General features: G+C 70.8%; 17 protein-coding genes. 9 read left to right on the forward strand and 8 right to left on the reverse strand.

All coding sequences use genetic code 11. The features are described from left to right. Positions 1-51 precede the first annotated feature (51 nt). Entirely contained in the window at positions 52-987 is a 936-nt protein-coding gene (locus HH310_RS13970) for an ATP-binding cassette domain-containing protein (protein ID WP_169176125.1), read from the forward strand. Then, the gene (locus HH310_RS13975; protein WP_169175949.1) at positions 984-1733 is read left to right on the forward strand and encodes an ABC transporter permease; all 750 of its coding nucleotides are present in this window, start codon (positions 984-986) and stop codon (positions 1731-1733) included. Before HH310_RS13970 ends, HH310_RS13975 begins: the two co-directional genes overlap by 4 nt. On the opposite strand, the gene HH310_RS13980 is transcribed toward HH310_RS13975, so the two are convergent. The 3 genes from HH310_RS13980 to HH310_RS13990 are packed head-to-tail and all read right to left on the reverse strand — an operon-like array spanning position 1714 to position 6664. Further along, the gene (locus tag HH310_RS13980) at positions 1714-4719 is read right to left on the reverse strand and encodes a BTAD domain-containing putative transcriptional regulator (RefSeq protein WP_169175950.1); all 3006 of its coding nucleotides are present in this window, start codon (positions 4717-4719) and stop codon (positions 1714-1716) included. The two genes, HH310_RS13975 and HH310_RS13980, sit on opposite strands and share 20 nt — an antisense overlap. Next, positions 4716-5180 carry a pyridoxamine 5'-phosphate oxidase family protein gene (locus HH310_RS13985; protein WP_169175951.1) on the reverse strand — a complete coding sequence of 155 codons (465 nt, stop codon included), beginning with the start codon at positions 5178-5180 and terminating at the stop codon, positions 4716-4718. Before HH310_RS13985 ends, HH310_RS13980 begins: the two co-directional genes overlap by 4 nt. A gap of 8 nt (positions 5181-5188) precedes the next feature. Then, a complete protein-coding gene (locus tag HH310_RS13990; RefSeq protein ID WP_169175952.1) occupies positions 5189-6664 on the reverse strand; it encodes a GGDEF domain-containing protein in 1476 nt (491 codons plus the stop codon). Positions 6665-6784: 120 nt separating this feature from the next. Here HH310_RS13990 and HH310_RS13995 point away from each other — a divergent pair, with 120 nt between their 5' ends. Further along, positions 6785-8662 carry an alkyl/aryl-sulfatase gene (locus HH310_RS13995; protein WP_169175953.1) on the forward strand — a complete coding sequence of 626 codons (1878 nt, stop codon included), beginning with the start codon at positions 6785-6787 and terminating at the stop codon, positions 8660-8662. A gap of 533 nt (positions 8663-9195) precedes the next feature. After that, entirely contained in the window at positions 9196-10260 is a 1065-nt protein-coding gene (locus HH310_RS14000) for a hypothetical protein (RefSeq protein ID WP_169175954.1), read from the forward strand. Between the two features lie 155 nt (positions 10261-10415). Here HH310_RS14000 and HH310_RS14005 read toward each other — a convergent pair whose 3' ends face one another. Next, the gene (locus HH310_RS14005; protein WP_169175955.1) at positions 10416-11432 is read right to left on the reverse strand and encodes a molybdopterin-dependent oxidoreductase; all 1017 of its coding nucleotides are present in this window, start codon (positions 11430-11432) and stop codon (positions 10416-10418) included. Positions 11433-11478: 46 nt separating this feature from the next. Between HH310_RS14005 and HH310_RS14010 the strand changes: the two genes are divergently transcribed. Beyond that, positions 11479-12126, forward strand: coding sequence for a GNAT family N-acetyltransferase (locus tag HH310_RS14010; protein ID WP_211192123.1), 648 nt, complete (start codon positions 11479-11481; stop codon positions 12124-12126). Between the two features lie 18 nt (positions 12127-12144). Here HH310_RS14010 and HH310_RS14015 read toward each other — a convergent pair whose 3' ends face one another. Continuing rightward, positions 12145-13944: a Xaa-Pro dipeptidyl-peptidase gene (locus HH310_RS14015; protein ID WP_169175957.1), complete on the reverse strand. Its 1800-nt coding sequence runs from the start codon at positions 13942-13944 to the stop codon at positions 12145-12147. A gap of 115 nt (positions 13945-14059) precedes the next feature. Here HH310_RS14015 and HH310_RS14020 point away from each other — a divergent pair, with 115 nt between their 5' ends. Next, positions 14060-15196 carry a TIR domain-containing protein gene (locus HH310_RS14020; protein ID WP_169175958.1) on the forward strand — a complete coding sequence of 379 codons (1137 nt, stop codon included), beginning with the start codon at positions 14060-14062 and terminating at the stop codon, positions 15194-15196. A gap of 22 nt (positions 15197-15218) precedes the next feature. Further along, positions 15219-16820, forward strand: a complete 1602-nt coding sequence (locus tag HH310_RS14025) for a lipopolysaccharide assembly protein LapB (protein ID WP_169175959.1) — start codon at positions 15219-15221, stop codon at positions 16818-16820. Here the strand turns inward: HH310_RS14025 and HH310_RS14030 are convergent. Then, positions 16817-18178, reverse strand: coding sequence for a TrpB-like pyridoxal phosphate-dependent enzyme (locus HH310_RS14030; protein WP_169175960.1), 1362 nt, complete (start codon positions 18176-18178; stop codon positions 16817-16819). The genes HH310_RS14025 and HH310_RS14030 overlap by 4 nt on opposite strands. A gap of 93 nt (positions 18179-18271) precedes the next feature. Between HH310_RS14030 and HH310_RS44820 the strand changes: the two genes are divergently transcribed. Together HH310_RS44820 and HH310_RS14040 are read left to right on the forward strand one after the other, a co-directional pair. Next, the gene (locus HH310_RS44820; RefSeq protein ID WP_169175961.1) at positions 18272-18871 is read left to right on the forward strand and encodes an NPCBM/NEW2 domain-containing protein; all 600 of its coding nucleotides are present in this window, start codon (positions 18272-18274) and stop codon (positions 18869-18871) included. Positions 18872-18877: 6 nt separating this feature from the next. Next, entirely contained in the window at positions 18878-19747 is an 870-nt protein-coding gene (locus tag HH310_RS14040; RefSeq protein ID WP_169175962.1) for a hypothetical protein, read from the forward strand. Here the strand turns inward: HH310_RS14040 and HH310_RS14045 are convergent. Further along, complete coding sequence (locus HH310_RS14045; protein WP_169175963.1) at positions 19744-20475, reverse strand: class I SAM-dependent methyltransferase; 732 nt, start codon at positions 20473-20475, stop codon at positions 19744-19746. The two genes, HH310_RS14040 and HH310_RS14045, sit on opposite strands and share 4 nt — an antisense overlap. 58 nt (positions 20476-20533) lie before the next feature. After that, positions 20534-21427 carry an aldo/keto reductase gene (locus tag HH310_RS14050; protein ID WP_169175964.1) on the reverse strand — a complete coding sequence of 298 codons (894 nt, stop codon included), beginning with the start codon at positions 21425-21427 and terminating at the stop codon, positions 20534-20536.

Below are 21427 nucleotides of genomic sequence, written 5' to 3' on the forward strand. Positions count from 1 at the left end.
GGTGAAACCGGCCGCTCGCATGCTCGCCGTATCACCAGGATGCGGAAGGGGATGGAGATGGCGGCGATCGCGGTGTCCGGGCTACGCAAGTCGTTCGGGGACACGGTGGTGCTCGGCGGCATCGACCTGCAGGTTCCGGAGGGGACGACGTTCTCCCTGCTGGGGCCCAACGGGGCGGGCAAGACGACGGTGGTGCGGATTCTCTCTACATTGATCGGTTTCGACGGCGGGGAGGCCCGGATCGCCGGGCACGACCTCGCCGCCGAGCCGGACGCGGTGCGCGCCGCGATCGGTGTCACCGGGCAGTTCTCGGCGGTGGACGACCTGCTCACCGGCGCGGAGAACCTGGCGCTGATGGCCGACCTGCATCACCTGGGCCGGCCCGAGGGCCGGCGGCGGGCGGCGGATCTGCTGGAGCGCTTCGATCTCACGGGCGCCGCCGGCAAGCTGGCCGGGGCGTACTCGGGCGGCATGCGGCGTCGTCTGGACCTGGCGATGACCCTCGTCGGCGACCCTCGGGTGATCTTCCTGGACGAGCCGACCACCGGCCTGGATCCGCGCAGCCGGCGCGAGGTGTGGGCGACGATCCGCGCGCTGGTGGCCGGCGGCGTCACCATCTTCCTGACCACTCAATACCTGGACGAGGCCGACGAGCTCGCGGACCGCATCGCCGTGCTCGACCACGGCGAGGTGGTCGCGTCCGGCACCGCCGACGAGCTCAAGAGCAAAATTCCCGGCGCCCACGTACGCCTCCGCTTCGCTGCCGTGGCAACCCTGGACGCCGCCGCGCGGGCCCTGGGCGACGTGACCCGCGATGACGAGGCGCTCACGCTGCGGGTGCCGAGTGACGGGAGCGTCCCGGCGTTGCGCGCCCTGCTGGATCGTTTGGCCCGCGACGGGATCGAGGTGGCGGAGTTGTCCGTGCACAAGCCCGACCTGGACGACGTGTTCTTCGCGCTGACCTCGCGGACGGGAGCGGACCGATGAGCGACGCGATGACGATGCTGCGGCGCAACCTGCGGCACACGCGGCGCAACCCCGGCGCGGTGATCATGACGATCGGGTTGCCGGTGCTGCTGCTGTTGCTGTTCGTCGGCGTGTTCGGGGGCGCGTTGCGCACCGGTTCCGGCGGCGACTACATCGACTACCTGGTGCCCGGAATTCTGCTGATGACCGTGGGCTACGGGGCGACCACGACGGCGATGGCGGTGAACCGGGACATCACGACCGGTGTCATCGCCCGCTTCCGCACCATGGCGATCGCCCGGACCTCGGTGCTGACCGGGCACGTGCTCGGCTCCACGATCCGGACGCTGCTCAGCGCCGTCCTCGTGGTGGCTGTCGCGGTGTCGCTGGGTTTCCGGCCGGCCGCCGATCCGGCCCGCTGGCTCGCAACGGTCGGTCTGCTGGCGTTGCTCACGCTGGCGCTCACCTGGCTGGGTGTCGCCGTCGGGCTGGCCGCGAAGACGGCCGAGGGTGTCGCGCCGTTCACTCTCGTGGTGCAGGTGCTGCCGTTCCTCAGCAGCGCGTTCGTCCCGCCGGAGTCGATGTCGGGGCCGGTGCGCTGGTTCGCCGGGCACGAGCCGTTCACCCCGATCATCGACACGCTGCGCGGGTTGTTGCTGGCGACCCCGGTCGGCGTCGACGGCATCCTCGCGGTCGCCTGGTGTGCCGGGCTCGTGGTGGCCGGTTACCTGTGGGCGCGGGCGTTGTTCAGGCGTGATCCGAGCTGATCCGGGTGCGCAGCAGCACCGGCACCGCGGCCCGCAGGTCGTCGTGTCCCAAGCCGGCGTATGTCGCTTTCGCCGCGGCGTACGCCGGCCGGTCGGCCGTTTCGGCGAGGTGCCGCAGCAGTTCGTCGTCCAGGTCCGGGAGGAATCCGCGCAGCACGCCGAACCGTTGCGCCAGCGCGATCATCCGCGTGGCCGGCGCCGCCGCGCCGCGTTCCAGGTCCGCCATGGCCAGCGCCAGCAGCAGCGTGCCGCACACCGGGAACGCCAGCACCGGCAGCGTGGCGACCGCCTCGGAAAGCAGGCCCGGCAACGTGCCGGCGACGTCGCGGACCAGCTCGATCCGGCCGTGGCGGGCGTGCACGATGACCGCGCCCGCCTCGACCTCGTACGGCCAGAGCCCGACCGGGTCGGGCGGCCGGGCGACCGCCGCCCGCCACATCCGCAGGCCGCCCTCGACATCACCGCGCCCGCGCAGGATCTCGGCGCGCACGCACATGCCGAACCGCTCCACGGCGATCGCGTCGTCGCCCCGCCCCCGGACCGCCGCGTCGAGTTCGCGTTCCGCCTCGTCGTACGCGCCCCGCTGAATGTCGGCGAGCATCAACGCCCACGGCCCCCGCTCATTCGACCAGCCCAGTTCCTCCACAAGGGACAATGCCCGGCTCAGATACCGGAACGCCGGTTCGCCCGGGTCGCTCTGCAGGCTCAGCTCGCCGACCCGCCCGTACGCCAAGGCTCTGATCATCAGCATGTCGCCCGGGCCGAGAGACGCGAGCATGCGGTGGGCCGAGCGCAGCGCCTTCTCGCGTTCGTTCGCGCATTCGAACGTGTAGCTCAGCACGTAGTTAGCGACGGCGGCCAGCAACCGGTCGTCGCTTGTGGACAATGCGGCGACATCGGGCGCGCACAACACGATGTGGGTGGCCCGGATCAGGGTGTCCGGCGCGGCCCGCGGCAGCCGGCGCAGAACGGCCAGGGGCCGCAGCGGGCTGACGTCCGGCGTGACGAAGCCGACGAGCGCGCCGAGCACGGCCGCGGTCCGCGTCGCCTCGACCAGTTCGGGACCGGGCCGGAAATGCGACAGCACCCACGCGGTGTCCTGGGCGAGCGCGGCCAGGCGGCTGAAGTTCGACTCGGCCACCCACAGGCCGCCGAGCAGGGCCGCGGTCGACGCCACGGTCGCGCCGTCGTGCCGGTCCAGCCCGTAGCGCAGGGCCTGCAGCAGGTTGTCCCGCTCGTCCCCGATCGCCGGGAGGTTCGTCAGGTCCGCGTCGAAATCCCGGGCCCACCGCAGGAAACGGTCGATGACGGCGTCGGTCTCGGCGGCAGCCTCGCGTTGCGCGACGCTGAACTCGCGGACCGACTCGAGCATCCGGAAACGGGTGCCGGCCGCGCCTTCGACCACGCGCAGCAGAGACTGGTCGACGAGCTGTTCGACAATCTCGGCGGAGCCGAGCAGCTGCGCCGAGGCGTACGGGGAAAAGCCGCCGGGGAAGACGGAAAGCGCGCGCATCGCCGCCTGAGCGGCCGGGTCCAGCAGGTGCCAGCTCCAGTCGATGACGGCGTGCAGCGTGCGATGCCGCGGCGGCGCGTCCCGGGCCTGCCCGCGCAGCAGCTCGAACCGGTCGTCGAGGCGTCGCGCGAGCTCGGTCACCGACATCACCCGGACGCGGGCGGCGGCGAGCTCGACGGCGAGGGGCAGCCCGTCGAGGCGGCCGCACAGCTCCCGCACCACCGCCGGGGGCAGCTCGATGCCCGGGCGGACGGCCCGCGCACGCTGCGCGAACAGCTCGGCCATCGCCGCCCGGTCCAGCTCGGGCAGCTGGTAGACGGCTTCGGAGGAGAGCCGCAGCGGCGCCCGGCCGGTGGTCAGCACCCGCACGTCGGGGCTCACCGCGATCAGCGCCCGCACCAGCTCGGCCGCACCCCGGATCACGTGCTCGCAGTTGTCCAGCACCAGCAGGCCGGGCCCGAGAAGCTCGGCGATCCGGGCGACGTGGAATCCCGGGCGGGTGACCTCTTCCCGCACGCCGAGGGCCGAGGCGGCCGCGCGGACCACGTCGTCGTCGGCGGTGACCCCGGCGAGCTCGACGACGTGCACCACCTTCTGCTCGGCGGTGCGGGCGACCGCGTGCGCGAGCCGGGTCTTGCCCAGGCCGCCGACGCCGACGATCGAGGTCACCCGGGAGGTGCGCAGCAGGCCGGCCACCGCGGCGGCGTCCCGGTCGCGGCCGAGCATCGGGTTCGGTTCCTGCCTTACCCCGTGCCGGACCGGTGGCGTGTCGCTGAGCAGCAGCGCCCGATGGAGGTCCTGCAGCGCCGGACCGGGGTTGCTGCCCAGCTCGTCGCGCACCGCCCGCCGGTACGTGTCGTACCTGGCCAGGGCCGTGGCGGCGCCGGCCGTGGCGGCTTCGCAGCGCAACAGCTCGGCCAGGATCTCCTCGTCGAACCGGTGGTCGCGGGCGAGGTCGCCGAGCGGTCCGGCGGCCTCGGCGTGGCGGCCCAGCCGGGAGAGGGCCAGCGCGCGGGTACGGGTCAGCGAACGGTGCGTCCGGGCCCGTGCGGCGCGCAATGTGGACAGTGGATCGCCGGAGATGGTGTCCCCGGCCCCGGCGAAGAGCGCCAGTCCGGCCTCGGCGTGCCGCAGTGCCACGGAAGGGTCGTCGTCGCGCTCGGCCGCGGACGCCGCTTCCACGACGGCGGAGGAGTCGACTTGCTCCGCGGTCAGTCCCAGGCGGTAGCCGGTCGGTGTGCTGACGATGACCTCGGGGGCGAGCCGCGCGCGTACCCGGGAAACCAGAATCTGCAGCGCCTTGCCGGGATGCGCGGGTTTTTCCGCGGGCCACAGCTCGTCGATCAGCCGGGCGGTGCCGCAGCCGGTACGCAGGTCGCCGGCGAGCAGCGCGAGCAGATTGCCCGGCCCGGAGCCGGTGATCTCCTGACCGCGGTAGGCCACGCGGGACAGCAGGACCAGCTCGATCGTCACTCCCCGGACTTTAGCTCCGCGCCCGGCTGCACCGGGATCCGGTTGTCGTGCGGACCGAGCAGGTAGAACGCCGATCCGCGGGCGCGATACAGCCGGAACTGGGCCGCTCCGCTGACGTCCGCCACCTGCCAGGGGTTGCCGCCGTCGGTCGCCAGAACCGCGGAGAAGGTCGCGATCGCGGACTCCACCTCGGCCTCGGGAACCTGCGCGGCGCGTGCCTCGACGTACATGGCCTCGGCCCCGCCGATCGGCACCGTCGAGTCGAAGATGACGATGCTGACCTCCGGCCGGACGGCGATGTTGGTCGAATGCCGGGTGCCGGGCCGCGACACCCAGAGGAAATCGGCGTCTCCGTCGGCGGCGAACCAGACCGGGGTGGTCCACGGCCGGCCGTCGGCGTCCGCGGTCCCGAGAATCATGTAGCTGTTGGCGTCGATGATCCGTCTGGCGTCGTCAGTCATGACTCCATCTATCCCTGGACGCCGGCCGGAGACAACCCCTTACGGCCGGCGGCGTACAGCACCCGGTCGTTCTTGCCGCCCCGTTTCGCCGTGTACATGGCCACGTCCGCCCGGCGCAGCAGCTCGTCCGGCTCGCACGGCTCCGAGCTGACGGCCACGCCGATACTCGCGGACAGGCGTACGGTGTGGTCGCCGAGCGTCACCTCGCTGCGGCATTCGTCCAGGATGCGCTGGGCCACCGCGAGCGCCTCGCCGGCACTCTCGACCCGCGGCAGCACCACGGCGAACTCGTCGCCGCCGAGCCGGGCCGGCAGATCCGAGGCCCGTACGCTTCGGCGCAGCACATCGCCGAAGCTGACCAGCAGCCGGTCGCCGACATCGTGCCCGTACACGTCGTTGATCTGCTTGAACTCGTCCAGGTCGATCAGCAGCACGCCGACGGGCGTACCGGCGCGGCGGTTGCGCTCGACGGCGTCGGCCAGCGCGGCGCGCAGCTGCAGACGGTTCGCCAGGCCGGTGAGGCTGTCGGTGATGACCAGCGAATAGTTCTCCCGCGAGGCGAGGATCTGACGAGCCGCCACACCCAGCGTGATGAGCAGCGCGCCGATGACGAGTCCCAGCCACGGATAGATGTCGGTGCGGATCGCGACCACGATGAGCAGGCCGTGCCCGGCCGCTACGGCGAGGTACGGCAGGTGGCGGCTACGCCGGATGCGGTGCGGCTCCGGGTTGCCGGCCTCGCCGCGCTGTTCGATGGCGGCCAGCATGATGAGGAAGATCGGCACCTGCAGCAGGCCCGGTACGAGCGCGTCCGACCCGGTGTGGTGCACCGACTGGTACAGGAAGAGGCAGTCGACCAGCAGGTAGCCGAGGGTTCCGCCCAGCAGCAGCGTCAGCGGCCGTCGGTTCGAGGCGGTCGATCCGCGGGTGAGGGCGGTCCAGACGCCGATCAGCAGGACCACGTCGCCGACGGCGAACAACACCGACCCCAGCCGAAGCGGATCTAACAGGCCGCCCTGCTCGAGCACCGGGCCCAGCACCAGGTACCACATCAGCATCAGCCCGGCGCCCAGCACGGTGATGACGTCCGCGCCCAGCATCCGGCGGGCCTGCCGGTCCCCGGGCGCGGCACCGAGCGACAGCAGGGCCGCCAGCAGCAGCGGAACGAGCGCGAGCCGTCCGGCGATCGCCAGCACCATGGCCGGCGACCACGTCTTGTCGCCCGAGGTGAACACCACCATGAACCCGACCCCGGCGGCGATCAGCACGGCCAGGGCGGCGGCGACCAGCCACCACGGCCGCCGGGCGGCGCGCGGCCTCCCGCGCCGCGTCGCCGCCCGCACGTGGTAGCCGAGGGCGAACAGCTGCAGCAGCATGAGCTCCGCGCCGGCGGCCGCGGTGTTGAACGGGTCGCTCAGCCGGAGCGCGGCCAGGATGCCGAAGACCACGCACGGCAGCGCGACGACCCACCTCAGCTTTACCACGGCCCCACGATCGGCCGCGCCGCCCCGGACATGAGCATCCCGGACCACCCGATCACCCCGCTCGGGTGACGCCCCGGCCGGCGGCGTGCCGGAGCATGGCCCGCAGACGAAGGAGGAGCCATGCCCTGGACCAGCGCCGTTCCCGAGATCATCGCGGCCGCCAAGATGATGCAGGACGATCTTCCGTTCTCCGACGAGGCGGATTTCGCCGACGCGCGTCGAGGCTTCCTCGGCGCCCGTTCCCCGGCCGCCGTGTCCGCGGCCGACGGGCGGGTCGTGTGGGACGCCGACGCGTGGGCGGGCGTGCTGGACGGCCCGCGTCCCGACACGGTCAACCCGAGCCTATGGCGGCAGAGCCAGTTGGTCGCGATGCACGGGCTCTACGAGGTGACCGAGGGCGTCTATCAGGTCCGCGGGATGGACCTGTCCAACATCACGATCGTTGAGGGACGCGACGGGGTCCTCGTGATCGACCCGCTGATCTCGACGGAGACCGCGGCCGCCGCGATGGAGTTGTACCGCGCGCACCGCGGCGACCGGCCGGTGACCGGCATGATCTACACGCACAGTCACGTCGACCATTTCGGCGGCGTCCGCGGCGTCCTCACCGACGACGACGTCGCCCGCGGCGTCCCGGTGATCGCCCCGGCGGGCTTCCTGGAGGCCGCCATCTCCGAGAACGTCTACGCCGGCACCGCGATGGCCCGCCGGGCCGCCTACATGTACGGCGCCGCGCTGCCCGCGGGCGTCACCGGCCAGATGGGTGCCGGGCTGGGCATGACCACCTCCACCGGCACGGTCAGCCTGATCCCGCCCAGCCTGGACATCACCCGGACCGGTCAGCAGGAGACCGTCGACGGCGTCCGCATCGTCTTCCAGCTCACCCCGGGCACCGAGGCGCCCGCCGAGATGAACTTCCTGTTCCCGGACCGGCGGGCGCTGTGCATGGCCGAGAACGCCACGCACAACCTGCACAACCTGCTGACCCTGCGCGGGGCCGTGGTCCGCGACCCGCACGTCTGGGCGAACCACCTGACCGAGGCGATCGAGCTGTTCGCCGACGCGACCGACGTCGAGTTCGCCTCGCACCACTGGCCGACCTGGGGCCGGGACCGCATCGAACGGCTGCTGTCCGAACAGCGCGACCTCTACGCCTACCAGCACGACCAGACCTTGCGGCTGCTCAACCAGGGCTACACCGGCCCGGAGATCGCCGAGATGCTCACGCTGCCGCCGGGGCTCGAGTCGGCCTGGCACACGCACGGCTACTACGGCTCGATCAGCCACAACGTCAAGGCGGTCTACCAGCGGTACATGGGCTGGTTCGACGGGAACCCGGCGCACCTGTGGCAGCATCCGCCGGAGGCGGCGGGCCGCCGCTACGTCGACGCCATCGGCGGCCCCGACGCCCTGCTGGCCGCCGCCCGGCGCGCCTACGACGCGGGCGACTTCCGCTGGGTCGCCGAGCTCGTCAACCACCTCATCTTCGCCGACCCATCGCACGCGGACGCTCGCGCCCTGCAGTCGGCGGCCCTCGAGCAGATGGCTTTCGGCGCGGAGAACGGCACCTGGCGCAACTTCTTCCTCACCGGGGCAACCGAACTGCGAACCGGATCCACCGGCACCCCGACCACCCCGGCGTCGCCCGACGTGATGGCCCAGCTGACCCTCGGGCAGCTGTTCGACAGCATGGCCATCCGGGTCGACGGCCCCCGTGCGGCGACCTTGCGCTCGGCAGTCGACTGGACCGTGACCGGCGCGGGAGGCGATGAGCGGCACTGGTCCCGGCTGGCCAACGGGGTCCTCGTGCACGGCGCCGGCACCGGCCGCGGCACCGCCGACGCCCGCGTCACCATCGGCCGAAGCGCCCTGCTCGCCCTCGCCGGCGGCGCCGGCATCCCGGACGACCTCGCGATCGCCGGCGACGCCGCGGCACTGGACACCTTGCTGGGCGCCCTCGACCAGCCGGACCCCGCCTTCGCCGTCGTCACCCCCTGAATCGCCCGAGTAAGTCCTAACCGTGGTGGTAGGCGGCGAGTGACCTGTGGCCGGTGGCGTGGTGGTGCCGGAGCTGAGGCGCTGTGGCGATCCGTTCCTGGCCGGGCGGTCCCGCTATGTGGACGCCGCGGTCACATCGTGGATTTTTGTGAACCTTGGAGAGTTGTGCCCACATACGAGCCATAACTCTCCAAGGTTCACATTCGGCCGGAGAAAGCTGTCGGGCGAAAGCCTCGTTACGTGACAAAGACACACTCTACAATGGACGTCGGTCTCATATCGCGGACGGTAGGTCCCATGATGCGGGCGCGGGTCTCAGCAGGTGGTCGCCCATCTCACGGAATCGAAGCGCCGCGCGCCGAGCCCACCTGTCCAGCGGCCCAGCCGATCCGATAAATCTCGGGAAATGTCGGATATGCGAGAGGGCTGGCGGACGGACGGTGATTAGATCGCTGACTCGCCTACGGCCACTGACTCGGCTCAGGACCTACTCGTCTGGACCGACTTCCGCTGCGACGGTTCATGATTGCCGGGTGATGGTGTTGTTCGACGCGGCCGTTCCGGTCCACTACGGCTTCATTTTCCTGTCCGGCGACGAGGATCAGCCCGATCTCATCGACGCGCGGGCCGGGCAGCGCAACGGGTTGTGCGGTGCGAACGCCGCCGGAGTGCTGTCCATGGTCACCGGCCTGCACACCGGCCGGGTCCCGTTCGTCGTCGAGTGGCACGACACCGAGCCCGTCCTCGGCGACGAATGGGAAGACGTCGTGGAGGTGCCCTTCCAGCCCGCCCAGCCCGACCTGTTTCTCTCGTCGTTCCAACACTTCTTCCCCGTACGCCTCCCCACCGTCACCGCCGTGCGAGCCCGATACTGCGCGACCGCCATGGACGCGGCGCGCAAAGCCGACACCGTCCTCGCCGAGCAGGCGACCATCGACCGATACCTGCTGGCGTTGTGGCCCGCCGCGCCCGCCCCCGACGCCATCGTGCGGCTGACCAGCGAAGCGGCGCAGTCTTGGCATCACGTGGCGCAGACCCGGCGGCGTCGTCCGGCGGCCGTCGAGCCACCGCCGGTCGAGGAGGCGGTCGAGACATACGACAACGTTGCGGCCTGGGGCGGCCGCCCTCCGTCCGAACGGCTCCGCGGATTGGGCGGCAACGTGCGCGGTGTCGCCCGGAACCACCGTGACCTGCTGGATGTCTTCGAGTCCTGGGACGCCGACGTCCAGCGCGATGCCGCCCGCTGGCTGGCCCGGCGCGCCTTCGAGGTCGCCGGCCTCGACCGGCTCGACTGGGCCCGGGCCGCCCTGGACGCTCTCGATCGGGGACTCCCGCTGCCCACCCCGTTCACCTCGCCGCAGGACGTGTTCAAGCTGGTCAGACCAGGTGGAAAGAAAATCGGTGTCGTCGAGGTGAGTGCGGGCGCCGCGACGCCCGCCCGACCGATCCATCGGCCTTCGTTCGCCGTGCCGGCCATCTTCAGCGCCGCCGATCCCGACCCGCTTCAGGCGTTGGTCGACACGTTCAGGCACGCCGAGGCCACGTTTAACGAGCAGAGCGCCGAACTGCTCACCGAGCTCCGGCAGCGATACCGCTGACCGCGAGCGATCATCGGCCGGTGACCGTCATCGACCTTGACAAGGCCCCTGAGCGGCGCACCCGGACGCGCCGCCCTCGCCGCCCCCGGTGGCGGCCTCTCACGCGAACTCCCTGGAGGCGCTTCGGGGCAAAACTGCCCACGGTGGGTGGCCCCTCAGCCGAGCGGGTATGGCGACTGAGCCCACGGCGGGCGGGCCGCGGGCTCGATCGACGCGACCCATTTGACCCACCAGAAGCCCCGCCGCCCCGGAGCGACGATGCGCGCCGGAAACCCGTGACCGTACGTGAGCGGGGCACCGCCCACCGCGGTCGCGAGCCAGACGTCGTCGAGGGTGTCCAGGCCGAACCAGCGCGCGTACCCGGTGGTCGAGCTGATCTCGACGCTTCGGCTGCCGGTCAGCGCGACGCCCGCGTGGCTCAGCAGGCTGCTCAGGCGGATGCCGTCCCATTGCTGGGTGCTGTACCACCCGCTGGTGCAGTCCAAGGTGGCGGTGAAACGCTCGTGCTGCAGGGCCCGGACGGCGGCCAGGTCGTACTTGGTCTTACCAACGCGCAGCGTCCACTGTGCTGGGTCGACGCGCTGGACGCCGTCGTCGAACCAGGAGGTGACCTCGAGCGCCGGCTTGGGCACCGAGCCCGTGAAGCGACGGCGCGTAGCACCCCACGAATCCCACGCGGCGGTCGTCACGGCGGCACCGGCGGCTAGCACGGTCAAGCGCAGCAAGGCACGGCGGTCGACGTCGGCGGACCGAGGGCGTACGGCGTGACCCACGAAATGCGCGGTGAGCGCAAGCAAGGCGCCGACCGCGGCACCCACGTGGATCTGCATGAGGGTGAGCGGGCCGACGAACTCGACGCGGCCGGTCGAGTGGAGCAGGCCGCTGCCGATGGTGATCAGCACGAACCCGAGCAGGCTGAGCGACAACGCCTTCATCGGCCGGCCTCGGCGGGGCCTGCGCAGTCCCCGGCGAATCACCACATACTTCCACGGCGCCAGGAGGAGGATCGCGAGCGCGACGGCGGCATGTAACTGGATCAGGTCGAGCCACCAGTTCACCCCGATGGTGTTGGCGGCGAGGCCGGTGAGCGCGCCGAGCGACAACAGCAGGCCGAGCACGAGATCGACGCGCCGCCCGGCCCGCCGGCTCCGGAGAAGAGCGCGAACCTGCACAGGCCAAACGCTAGACCAGTCATGCGCCGCGCACGAGGCGCCCCGAATGTGTGATGGTTACCGGGTGGCCCAGCCGATTCTGCGAACGCCTCGCCTGCTCCTGATCCCCCTGGCCGATCGGCATTTCGAGCTGGAGGTTCAGCTCGACTCCGACCCCGAGGTGCTGCGCTACATCTGGGGCCGGGCGCTGGAGAGGGATGAGGTGCTCACCTCGCACACGTCGCGCATGGCCCGGGCCGCACAGGTGGACGGCCTCGGCTATTGGATCGCGTTCGGCGCACGGCACGACGCAGCGGCACCCGAGCGCGCACGGCACGGCACGGCGGCACCCGAGCGCGAGGAGGACGGCGAGTTCGTCGGGCTCATGATGCTCCCACCGGCGCACGGCCCCGACCAGCCCGACGACCCCGAGGTCAGCGACCTGGGCTACCGCCTCCTCCGCCGTCATTGGCGGCAGGGCTTAGCCAGCGAAGCGGCACGTGAACTGCTGCGGCACGCCTTCGAGACCATCGGCCAGAGCCGGGTCATCGCCCAGACCATGGCGGTCAATCGCGGCTCGCGGGGCGTCATGGAGGCGATCGGTATGCGCTATGTCCGCACGTTTCATTCGTCATGGAACGACCCGCTTCCCGACGCCGAACTGGGCGAGGTCGAATACGAGATGACCAGGGCGATGTGGGCCGGGCCCCGATGAGGCCCGGCCGCATCGGCGTCAGCTCAGTTTCATGACGACCTTCGACGAGCCGGGGTCGATTTTCACGACGGTTCCGGCCGGGTAGCGCAGCGTGTGGTCGCGTTCGGTCGAGATGACCACGATGCCGATCCGGTGGCCGGCCGCGAACACGTGGTCATTGGGCTGCAGGTTCCAGTTGAACGTGTACGAGCGGCCCGCCTTGATCGGTGTCGTGCGCGACAGCGAAACCCGGTTCCGCACGTCCAGCCAGCCCTTGGTGACGATTTCGTACGGGGTTTCCGCCGTCACGTATTGACGCTGGTTGAAGCACCCCGGGTCGCCGGTGATGCCCGGCCCGATGCAATCCTGCGTGGCCAGCGTGCGCGTTCCCGCGTAGCGCGTCGCCGTCCCGTAGTCCACCAGCATCGCCGTCAGATAGGGGGAATCGCCGTCCAGTGACGCCCGCACCGTGACGTCGATACCGCCGGACAGCCGGGTCTCCTTTTTCAGCGGCGCGGTCTGATAGACGAAACGGTTCGGATCGGCCACGTCGGGGCTTTCGGCCAGCGACGACGCCGTACGGGCCGGGTTGTCCACGAATGTCTGCGCGGGACCGTGCCCGAGCCTCAACGTCGTGGTGCGGGCCTGCGGAACCGGCCAGTTCGACGAGGTCACCCACTGGTTCGGGGCGACCTCCACATCCGCCGTCGGCTCCCGCATGACCCCGTTGTCGATGCCGTACAGCCAGTAGTCGAACCAGCGGTGCAGCGTGTCGAGCCAGACGTCGCGGCGCAGGTTGAACGGGTCGGCGTGCTCACCCTGGTGCAGCCAGATCTTGCGGGGCACGTGGTTCTTCGCCAGCGCGTCCCACCACTGACCCATCTGCTGGGTGCGCACATTGTCGTCGTGCAGGCCGTGCACCAGGAAGACGCTCGCCTTCACCTTGTCGGCGTCGTGCAAATAGGAACGCTCGTCCCAGAAGGCGCTGTAATCGCCGGTTTCCCGGTCCTGTTCACGCTCTATCGTCGCCATCACATCGGCGCACACTTCCGGATTCTGCCGGGTGAGCACGGCCTTCGCGAGAACGTCGAGATCCTCACCCTGGAATCCGCCGGGCGCGACCACCCCGCCATTCGCGCGGTAATAGTCGTACCAGCTGGAAATCGCGGCGATCGGCACGATCGTGTCCAGACCCCGTACGCCGGTGGCGGCCACCGCATTCGGCAGGGTGCCGTTGTACGAGACACCGATCATTCCGGTGTGCCCGGTCGACCATTTCGCTTTGGCCGGAGCACCCGCCGCGTCGAATCCGGGGGCGCGGCCGTTCAGCCAGTCGACGACCGCTTTCATGCCGAGCGTCTCGTTGCGGCCGCCGGAGGTCGGGCAGCCGGTCGAGCCGCCGGTGCCGAGGCTGTCCGCGAAGACGACGGCGTAGCCGCGCGGCACGAAATAGTTGTCGAGATAGCCGGAGAAAGTGATCGTCTCGTCGGCCCGGTTCGTGGCCGCGGACCGCAGCGCCGAGGCACCGTCGCGGTCGATGTCGGTGTGGTTCGGCACGTCGTTCAGGCCCGCGTAGTACGGGCTGGGCTGGAAGATGATCGGTACGCGCTTGGTGGTGGCGGGCCGGATGATCCGGACGGCGACCCGGTCGGGCTGACCGTCGGAGTCGCTGTCGACCGGGGTCTGCACCCAGACCTGCTCCCGGATGGCGGACGCGTAATCGTAGACGGGTTGAGTGCCTTTGTCGGGCTTGGGCACCGCGGTGGCGGCGGCCGGCACGGAGGTGACCGTGCCCGCCGCGATCACGCCGGCGGCAAGAATCCGCAATGCGATTCGCATCCGCACACAGTATCGTCAATCTTCGATGCCAAGGGCCCGCTTCGGGCAACTAGCCGACAGAGATTCGCACTGTCGGGCACTGATGACCGTCGACCTCCGCCGGTAGCATGTGGTCGTGGCTCGCGACGTCCCTGACCGATTCGCCGTGGCGTTCTCACTTGCGGGAGAGCAACGACAAATCGTGCTCGCGATCGCTCAGGAGGTCGAGGACATCCTGGGCCGATCCGCCGTGTTCTACGACGATTGGTATGCACACTGGATCGCCGGCCAAGACTCCGATCTGCTGCTGCAGAGCATCTATGCGCAACAGGCCGACCTCGTCGTGGTCTGCGTGTCCGAGGCCTACGGCGACAAGCCGTGGACGCGCACCGAGCACCGGGCGGTGCGCGCCCGGCTCCAGCAGGGGGGCACGGCGCGGGATCGTCTCGGGGTCCTGCCGATCCGGGTCGGCGACGGTGAGGTCGAGGGCGTCCTGTTCAACCAGATCGTGCCGGACGTCCGCGGCATGACGCCGGCCGAGGCGGCCGAGCTCATCGTCGCGCGCCTCAATCTCGCCCGGGGGACCGCCGGTGACGTGAAACCGGCCGTCGCGCAATGGCCGGACGACGCCCCCGAGTTGCATTGGCCGATGGCCGATCACAGCGCGGCCCGGGCGGCTTTCGCGCGGCTGTTGTGCGAGGGAAGCACCGAGCGCGCGTTGCTCGTGCGCGGCGTGTCGGAGACCGGCAAGTCACACATGTCCAAGCAGATGGTCCGCAATGCCGGGCTCCTGCCGGGCGTGATCTCGGGACGGTTCGACTTCAAAGGCACCACCAACATCGGCATCGAGGCCTTCGCGCAGCCGCTGGGGATCGAGGAGCCGGCCGGCCGGTCGTTGAACGAACAGCTCGCCGCGATCTTCACCGAGCTGCGCCGCCGCGCACAGCCGACCCTGCTGGTCTTCGACACGTACGAGGCCGCCGCCGGCGAGGTGAAGGATCGGATCGAGAGCGTCCTGCTGCCCCAGCTCGTCGCGGCCCGGTGGCTACGCGTCGTCATCACCGGCCAGTCCGTGCCCAAGCGTGGCGGGTCCACATGGGAATCCGTCGCGGCGGGCACGCTCACCCTGCAGCTGCCCGCGCCGGAGGACTGGCTGGCGTACGGCCGGGCCAACCGCGACGAGCTGCTGACCCTCGAGTTCGTGACGCAGGTCCACCAGCTCGGCGAGGGACGCGCGAGTGTGCTCGCCAGCCTGCTGGGTCCGAGGTCCTGACCGATGATCGGGAGGCCCGGCGTTGGACAGCGATGACCAGCTCCGGCTGATCCGGGACGCCCGTGGTGACCGCGCCCTTCTCGCCCTGGCCACGGTGGATCTGACCTTTCCCGGCCTGCCCGCCGCGGACCGTGCGGCGCTTCGGTCGGCGCTGGCCGCGGCGGCCGTCCCGCATTGGTGTGACGCGGCCGTCCTGACCGCGCTGACCGGCTCGGACGACCGGGGTTCCGGCTGGTGGGCCCGGCTCCAGAAGGTGCCGGTCGTCGAGCCGTTCCCGGCGCGCGGAGCCGACGCCGGAAACGTGCACGAGGCCAGCCGGCTCGCCGTCCGCAAGCATCTGGCCGAGAAACAGCGGGACAGGTTCGTGGAGCTGAGTTCCCGGGCGGCACGCCTGTTCGAGGCCGACGACCGGCCCAGCGGCCGCATCGAGTGGGTCTACCACCTGATGGTGGCCGACCCGGAGCGCGGCACGGACGAGGTGGAGGCTCTGGGGCGGTCGTTGTGGCTCACGGCGCGCCACGAAGACCTCGCGGCACTCACCGCGGCGATGGCGGAGCTCGACGTTTCCGAGGTGCTCAGCGGACGCGCGTCGGTGCAGGCTCGTCTCATCGTGGCCCAACGTCGTGCGTACCTCGCGGGCGCCACCAGCATCGGTGAGCTGGGGGATGAGCTTCTCCGCGCGGCCGAGGCAACCGGCGATGCCCGGCTCACCGGGGACGCGTATTCGCTGGTCGGTGATGTGGCGCGGGCCCGCGGCGACCTGCCGGCCGCGGAATGGGCCCATCGCCAGGACCTGGCCATCTCGCAACGGCTGGCCGACCTGAATCCCACCGACGCGAGCCGGCAACAGGACCTCGGGCAGGTCCACTTGATGGTCGGTGATGTCGCCAAAGCGCGCGGCAACCTCACGGCAGCGGAACAGGCGTACGCGCGGTGCCGCGACATCGCGCAACGGCTGGCCGACGGCGATCCCGCCAACCTGGCCTCGCAGCATGACCTCGCGGTGGCGCACAGCCGGCTCGGCGACGTGGCGGACGCGCGCAACGACCTGGCCGCCGCGGAACAGGCCTACACGCGGTACCGGGCGATCTTCCACCGGCTGAGCGAGCTCGATCCGGCCAACACCAACTGGCAGCGCGAACTCGCCGTGGCGTACACGCAGGTCGGTGATGTGGCTTCGGCGCGCGGCGACCTGGCGGCGGCGGACGAGGCGTACCGCCAGGACCTGGCCATCTCGCAACGGCTGGCCGACCTGGATCCCACCAACACGGGCTGGCAGCGGGACCTCGCGATCACGCTGGGCCGACTCGGCGGCGTGGCCCTCAAACGCGGCGACCTCCCGGCGGCCGCACAGGCGTACGGGCAATTCCAGGCCATCACGCAGCGGCTCGCCACGCGCGATCCCACCAACACCGACTGGCAGTGGGATCTCGCGATCGCGACCTACCGGCTCGGCACCGTGGCGCGGGAGCAGGGTGACCAGGCGGCCGCGGAGCAGGCGTTCCGGCGGTACCAGGCCATGATCCACGGGCTGGTCGAGCTGGACGCCTCCAACACCGCCTGGCAGCGGGAGCTGACGTTCGCGGACTCGCTCGTCGCCGACATCACGGGCGACACCGGCTAGACCCGGGGCAGTGCCGCCATCGCCGCCGCGATCGCCTCGCCGGACAGCTCGTGGTCCTCCATCTCACCCCCCAAGAATTTCCCGTACGCCGGGAGGTCGAGCAGTCCGTGCCCACAGAGCGCGGTCAGGATCGTCTTCTCCTCCCCCGTCTCCCGGCAGCGCAACGCCTCCTCGACGCAGGCCGCGAGCGCGTGGGTCGGCTCCGGCGCCGGGATGATGCCCTCGGACCGCGCGAACGTCACACCCGCCTCGAAGCACTCCTTCTGCGACTTCGCGACCGCCTCGATCAGACCCAGCTCGTACACGTGCGAGATGAGCGGCGACATGCCGTGGTACCGCAGGCCGCCCGCGTGGATCGGGTCGGGGATGAAGTCGTGCCCGAGGGTGTGCATCTTCATCAGCGGCGTCATCCCGGCGGTGTCACCGAAGTCGTAGGCGTAGACGCCCTTCGTGAGCGACGGGCACGACGCGGGCTCCACCGCCCGGATCACCGGCGACATCCGGCCGGCCAGCTTCTCCCGCAGGAACGGGAACGCCAGCCCGGCGAAGTTCGACCCGCCGCCGGTGCACCCCACGATCACATCCGGTACGGCGTCCACCTTGGCGAGCTGTGCCAGGGCTTCCTCGCCGATGATCGTCTGATGCAGCAGTACGTGGTTGAGGACGCTGCCCAGCGCATAGTTCGTGTCCGGATGCTGGGCGGCCACCTCGACCGCCTCACTGATCGCGATGCCGAGCGAGCCCGGCGAATCCGGGTCGGCCGCCAGGATCGCGCGGCCCGCCTCGGTCGGCTCGGACGGCGACGGGTGCACGGTCCCGCCGAACGTCTCGATCATCATCTTCCGGTACGGCTTCTGGTCGTACGAGGCGCGCACCTGCCACACCTCGCACGCCAGCCCGAACTGCGCGCAGGCGAACGCCAGAGCCGTTCCCCACTGCCCCGCGCCCGTCTCGGTGGTCAGCCGCCGCACCCCGGCCTGGGCGTTGTAGAACGCTTGCGGCACCGCGGTGTTCGGCTTGTGCGACCCGGCGGGCGACACCCCCTCGTACTTGTAATAGATCTTCGCCGGGGTGCCGAGGGCCTTCTCCAGGCGGTGCGCCCGGTATAACGGCGAGGGCCGCCAGAGCCGGTAGACGTCGAGCACCTCCTCGGGGATGGCGACATAGGGTTCGGTGGTCACCTCCTGCTGGATGAGCGCCATCGGGAACAGCGGCGCGAGGTCCTGCGGGCCGACCGGTTGCAGCGTGCCCGGGTGCAGGACCGGCGGCGGCGGGCTGGGCAGGTCCGGGACGATGTTGTACCAGCGGCGCGGCATCTCGGCCTCGGACAGCAGAATCTTCGTTTCGGGTGTCGTCATGCCCCGATCATCGCCCGCCGCGCCGCCTCGTGGAGACTTCTCGGGGCTTCGGCCCCTCGTCGTAGTGACAAAAGCGGATGGCATGATGCTCGCGTGTCTCCGCCACCGGTCGCCGACGAAAAGCCGGGGGTTTCCGGTGTGGACAGGGTGGCGCTGCTGGGTGTCGTCGCCGCGCTCCTCGGCATCGTCGTGAGTCTCGTGGCGTGGCTCGTGCCCGATGGGGCGGCGCCGACCGGATCGCCGGGGGTCGGCACGACCGGTGCCGTCGGGGCCCCGCCGGGGACGGGGACGGTCGTCCGTCTGGGCGAGCTGCCGCGGGTCAACACCGACAACCCGTTCGTCACGGTCGGATCGGCTTCCCTCGGCGGCCGGGCGTTTCCGGAGTCGATCACCCTCCAGATCGTCGACGCCGCCGGGTCCGCGTACGCCGAATTCGATGTGGGTGGGCAGTTCCGCGAGCTCACCGCCACGCTGGGGATGTCGGACACCGCGGTGGCGAAGACCGCTCAGTTCGTCATCAGCGGCGACGGAAAGTCGTTGGTCACCGTGACGGCTCGGCCCGGGGCGTCCCGTGCCGTCAAGCTCGACCTCGCCGGGGTGTCGCGATTACGCGTCACGGTCAGCGTCTTCCCGGGCGGCGCCGCGCCCTGCTGCGCGTCCGGGGTTGTCGGTTCTCCGGTCTTGCGGGGATAGGCCGCGTTGGACACCGAAACACCCACGCCGGTCAAGAGCCTGGTGGATTTCCTGACGTCCGTCGCCGGGCCCATCGGCCTGGTCGGCGGCCTGCTGTACTACATCGGGGTGGTGGACGCCCGCGAGTACTTCGGCTATTTCGGCGTCGACTACGGCCTGCTCGGCTTCAGCACCGCCGACTACATCTCGCGCAGTGCCGACGCCATTCTGCCGTCCTCGGTGGTGGCCGTCGCCGCGATCATGACGCTGTTCTTCCTGCAGGTGCTGGCGCGTCAATTCCCGCGCCTGCTGCGGTTGGGTCGCGGCGGCCCGTGGATGCGGCGGGGCCTGCTGGTGGTGGCCGCGGTGACCCTCGCGGTCGGTGCCGTCGGCTTCGCCACCACCAGCGCGGACGCCGCGTGGCGGCTGGCCTTCCCCGTTCTGATCATGGTCGCGGTGCTGTTGATCGAATCGGTCGGGAGCCGGACCGACAAGCCGCACGCCGGGCTGGCCGCGGCGCGCCGCCTGACCGTCGCGGTGACCGTGATGCTGGTGGGCCTGGTTCTGATCGCCGGCAACTCCGGTGAGCGCGCACAGCAGCGGGCCGCGGCGGACGCTCACGCCGCGGCGGTGCTCCCGGCCGTGGTGGTGTTCAGCGAGAAGGACCTGGCCATCAGCGGAAGCGGCGTCGAGGCGCTGAAGCTCACCGTGGTCGGCGGCCAGTACAACTTCCGATACAGCGGCCTTCGCCTGCTGGGCCGCGGCAACAGCGGCGTCCTGCTGCTCCCGGCCGGCTGGCGCGCCGACGCCGGCAACGCCATCCTGCTCCGCGAGGACGCGAGCATGCGCATCGACTTCACGTCACCGGCGGCCGGCGGCGGCGCGGGCGACGACTAGCGTGAACGCAGCACCAGCAGATCGAGCGCATCGACCACCGGGCCGGTCTCGCTCGCTGCCGCCTCGCGCATGCGAGCGACACCCGCCGCGTACGCCTCGTCGCTGATCAGTTGCAGCGGAGTGTGCGCCGACCGGCGCAGCGACGCGGCCGCCTCGGCCAACGACGACGCGGTCACCTGCGCGACCGGTTCGAAGCCCACCGTGTCGAAGCCGTCGAACGCGGTGCCGACCCGATCCACGCTCGGGAAGCGGTCCAGCACCCCGACCGCCTCCGGGAAGAACCGGAACAGCGTGATCGCCTCGTGCCGACCGGCGAATGCCGACCGGATCAGCACGACCCCACCGGGCTTGAGGACCCGGCCGATCTCGCGAGCCGCCGCCTCCAGGTCGGGGATGTGATGAATGACGGTGGACAGCCAGACCGCGTCGAGGCTCGCATCCTCGGCCGGGATGTGCCCCGCGTCTCCGGCGAGCACCGGGACGAACACCGCCCGCTCCCGCATCGCCGCCGCGGGTTCCACCGCGACGACCTCGATCTCGGGCCACCACGTGTGAAACGCGCGAGCCCAGCTTCCGGTCCCGCAGCCGAGGTCGAGCAGACGCATGCCCGGGCGCGGGCCGAAATACCGGAGGATCGCCGCCCGCCAGTTGTCCAGAGCGTCCTCGCGCAGGTGGCGGGTGGCCTCGAAGGCGGCCGCATCCGTGCTGTCGTAGGCGATGAGGGCCATGCCGCCAACCCAACCCCTCGCGGCGTGGCGGCGGCAAGCCGGAGTGCAGCAGATAACATCAGTCCTCGGGGATGACCCGGTCGAACATCGCCGGGCGCGGCACGTCCGGGTCCGGCCCGTTGCGAACGCCCCGGTCGAGGGCGTCGATCATCGACATCTCGTCCGCCGTCAGCTCGAAGTCGAAGACGCCGAAGTTCTCCGCGATGCGGGCCGGGTTGGTCGACTTCGGGATCGCCGAGCGCCCGTGCTGCAGCTGCCAGCGCAGCATCACCTGCGCAGCGGTCTTGCCGTGCCCGGCCGCGACGGCGCCGATCGTGCCGTCGCCGAGGATGCTCCGGCGCCCCTCACCGTAACCGGGGTAGAACGTGATGCCGCCGATCGGCGACCACGCCTGAGTCAGAATTCCGTGCTCGGCGTTCGTCTTGCGCACGTCCGGCTGGGTGAAGTACGGGTGCAGCTCGATCTGGTTCACGGCCGGCACGACCTCGGTGCGTTCGAGCAGGTCGGCGAGGTGGTGCGGCATGAAGTTGCTGACCCCGATCGCCCGCACCCGCCCGTCGGCCAGCAAGGTCTCCAGCCCTCGGTACGCGGCGACCGTACGGTCGAACCGGTCGGTGGCCGGCTGATGCAGCAGGAGCAGGTCTAATCGGTCGACGCCGAGCTTGCGGGTCGCCTTCTCGAACGCGCGCAGCGTCTCGTCGTGGCCGTAGTCGCTCACCCACACCTTGGTCTCGATGAACACGTCGTCCCGTCGCAGCCCGGAGCGGCGGATACCCTCCCCGACCTGCCGCTCGTTGTTGTAGGCGGCCGCCGTGTCGACGTGCCGGTACCCCACGTTCAGCGCCGTCTCGACAGCGGCGGAGGTCTCCTCGGGCGGGCTCTGGAAGACACCGAACCCGAGTGCGGGCATCGTGACGCCGTTGTTCAGGACAAGCTCATTCTCGTTCGCCAT

The sequence above is a fragment of the Actinoplanes sp. TBRC 11911 genome, assembly GCF_012933445.1.
In the GTDB taxonomy this organism is placed as follows: domain Bacteria; phylum Actinomycetota; class Actinomycetes; order Mycobacteriales; family Micromonosporaceae; genus Actinoplanes.

Bases quoted from the DNA above. Each gene is read 5' to 3' on its own strand.
- HH310_RS13970 (WP_169176125.1), top strand. From the start codon at position 52: ATGGAGATGGCGGCGATCGCGGTGTCCGGGCTACGCAAGTCGTTCGGG.
- HH310_RS13975 (WP_169175949.1), top strand. From the start codon at position 984: ATGAGCGACGCGATGACGATGCTGCGGCGCAACCTGCGGCACACGCGG.
- HH310_RS13985 (WP_169175951.1), bottom strand. From the start codon at position 5,180: ATGACTGACGACGCCAGACGGATCATCGACGCCAACAGCTACATGATT.
- HH310_RS13995 (WP_169175953.1), top strand. From the start codon at position 6,785: ATGCCCTGGACCAGCGCCGTTCCCGAGATCATCGCGGCCGCCAAGATG.
- HH310_RS14010 (WP_211192123.1), top strand. From the start codon at position 11,479: ATGTGTGATGGTTACCGGGTGGCCCAGCCGATTCTGCGAACGCCTCGC.
- HH310_RS14015 (WP_169175957.1), bottom strand. From the start codon at position 13,944: ATGCGAATCGCATTGCGGATTCTTGCCGCCGGCGTGATCGCGGCGGGC.
- HH310_RS14030 (WP_169175960.1), bottom strand. From the start codon at position 18,178: ATGACGACACCCGAAACGAAGATTCTGCTGTCCGAGGCCGAGATGCCG.
- HH310_RS14045 (WP_169175963.1), bottom strand. From the start codon at position 20,475: ATGGCCCTCATCGCCTACGACAGCACGGATGCGGCCGCCTTCGAGGCC.
- HH310_RS14050 (WP_169175964.1), bottom strand. From the start codon at position 21,427: ATGGCGAACGAGAATGAGCTTGTCCTGAACAACGGCGTCACGATGCCC.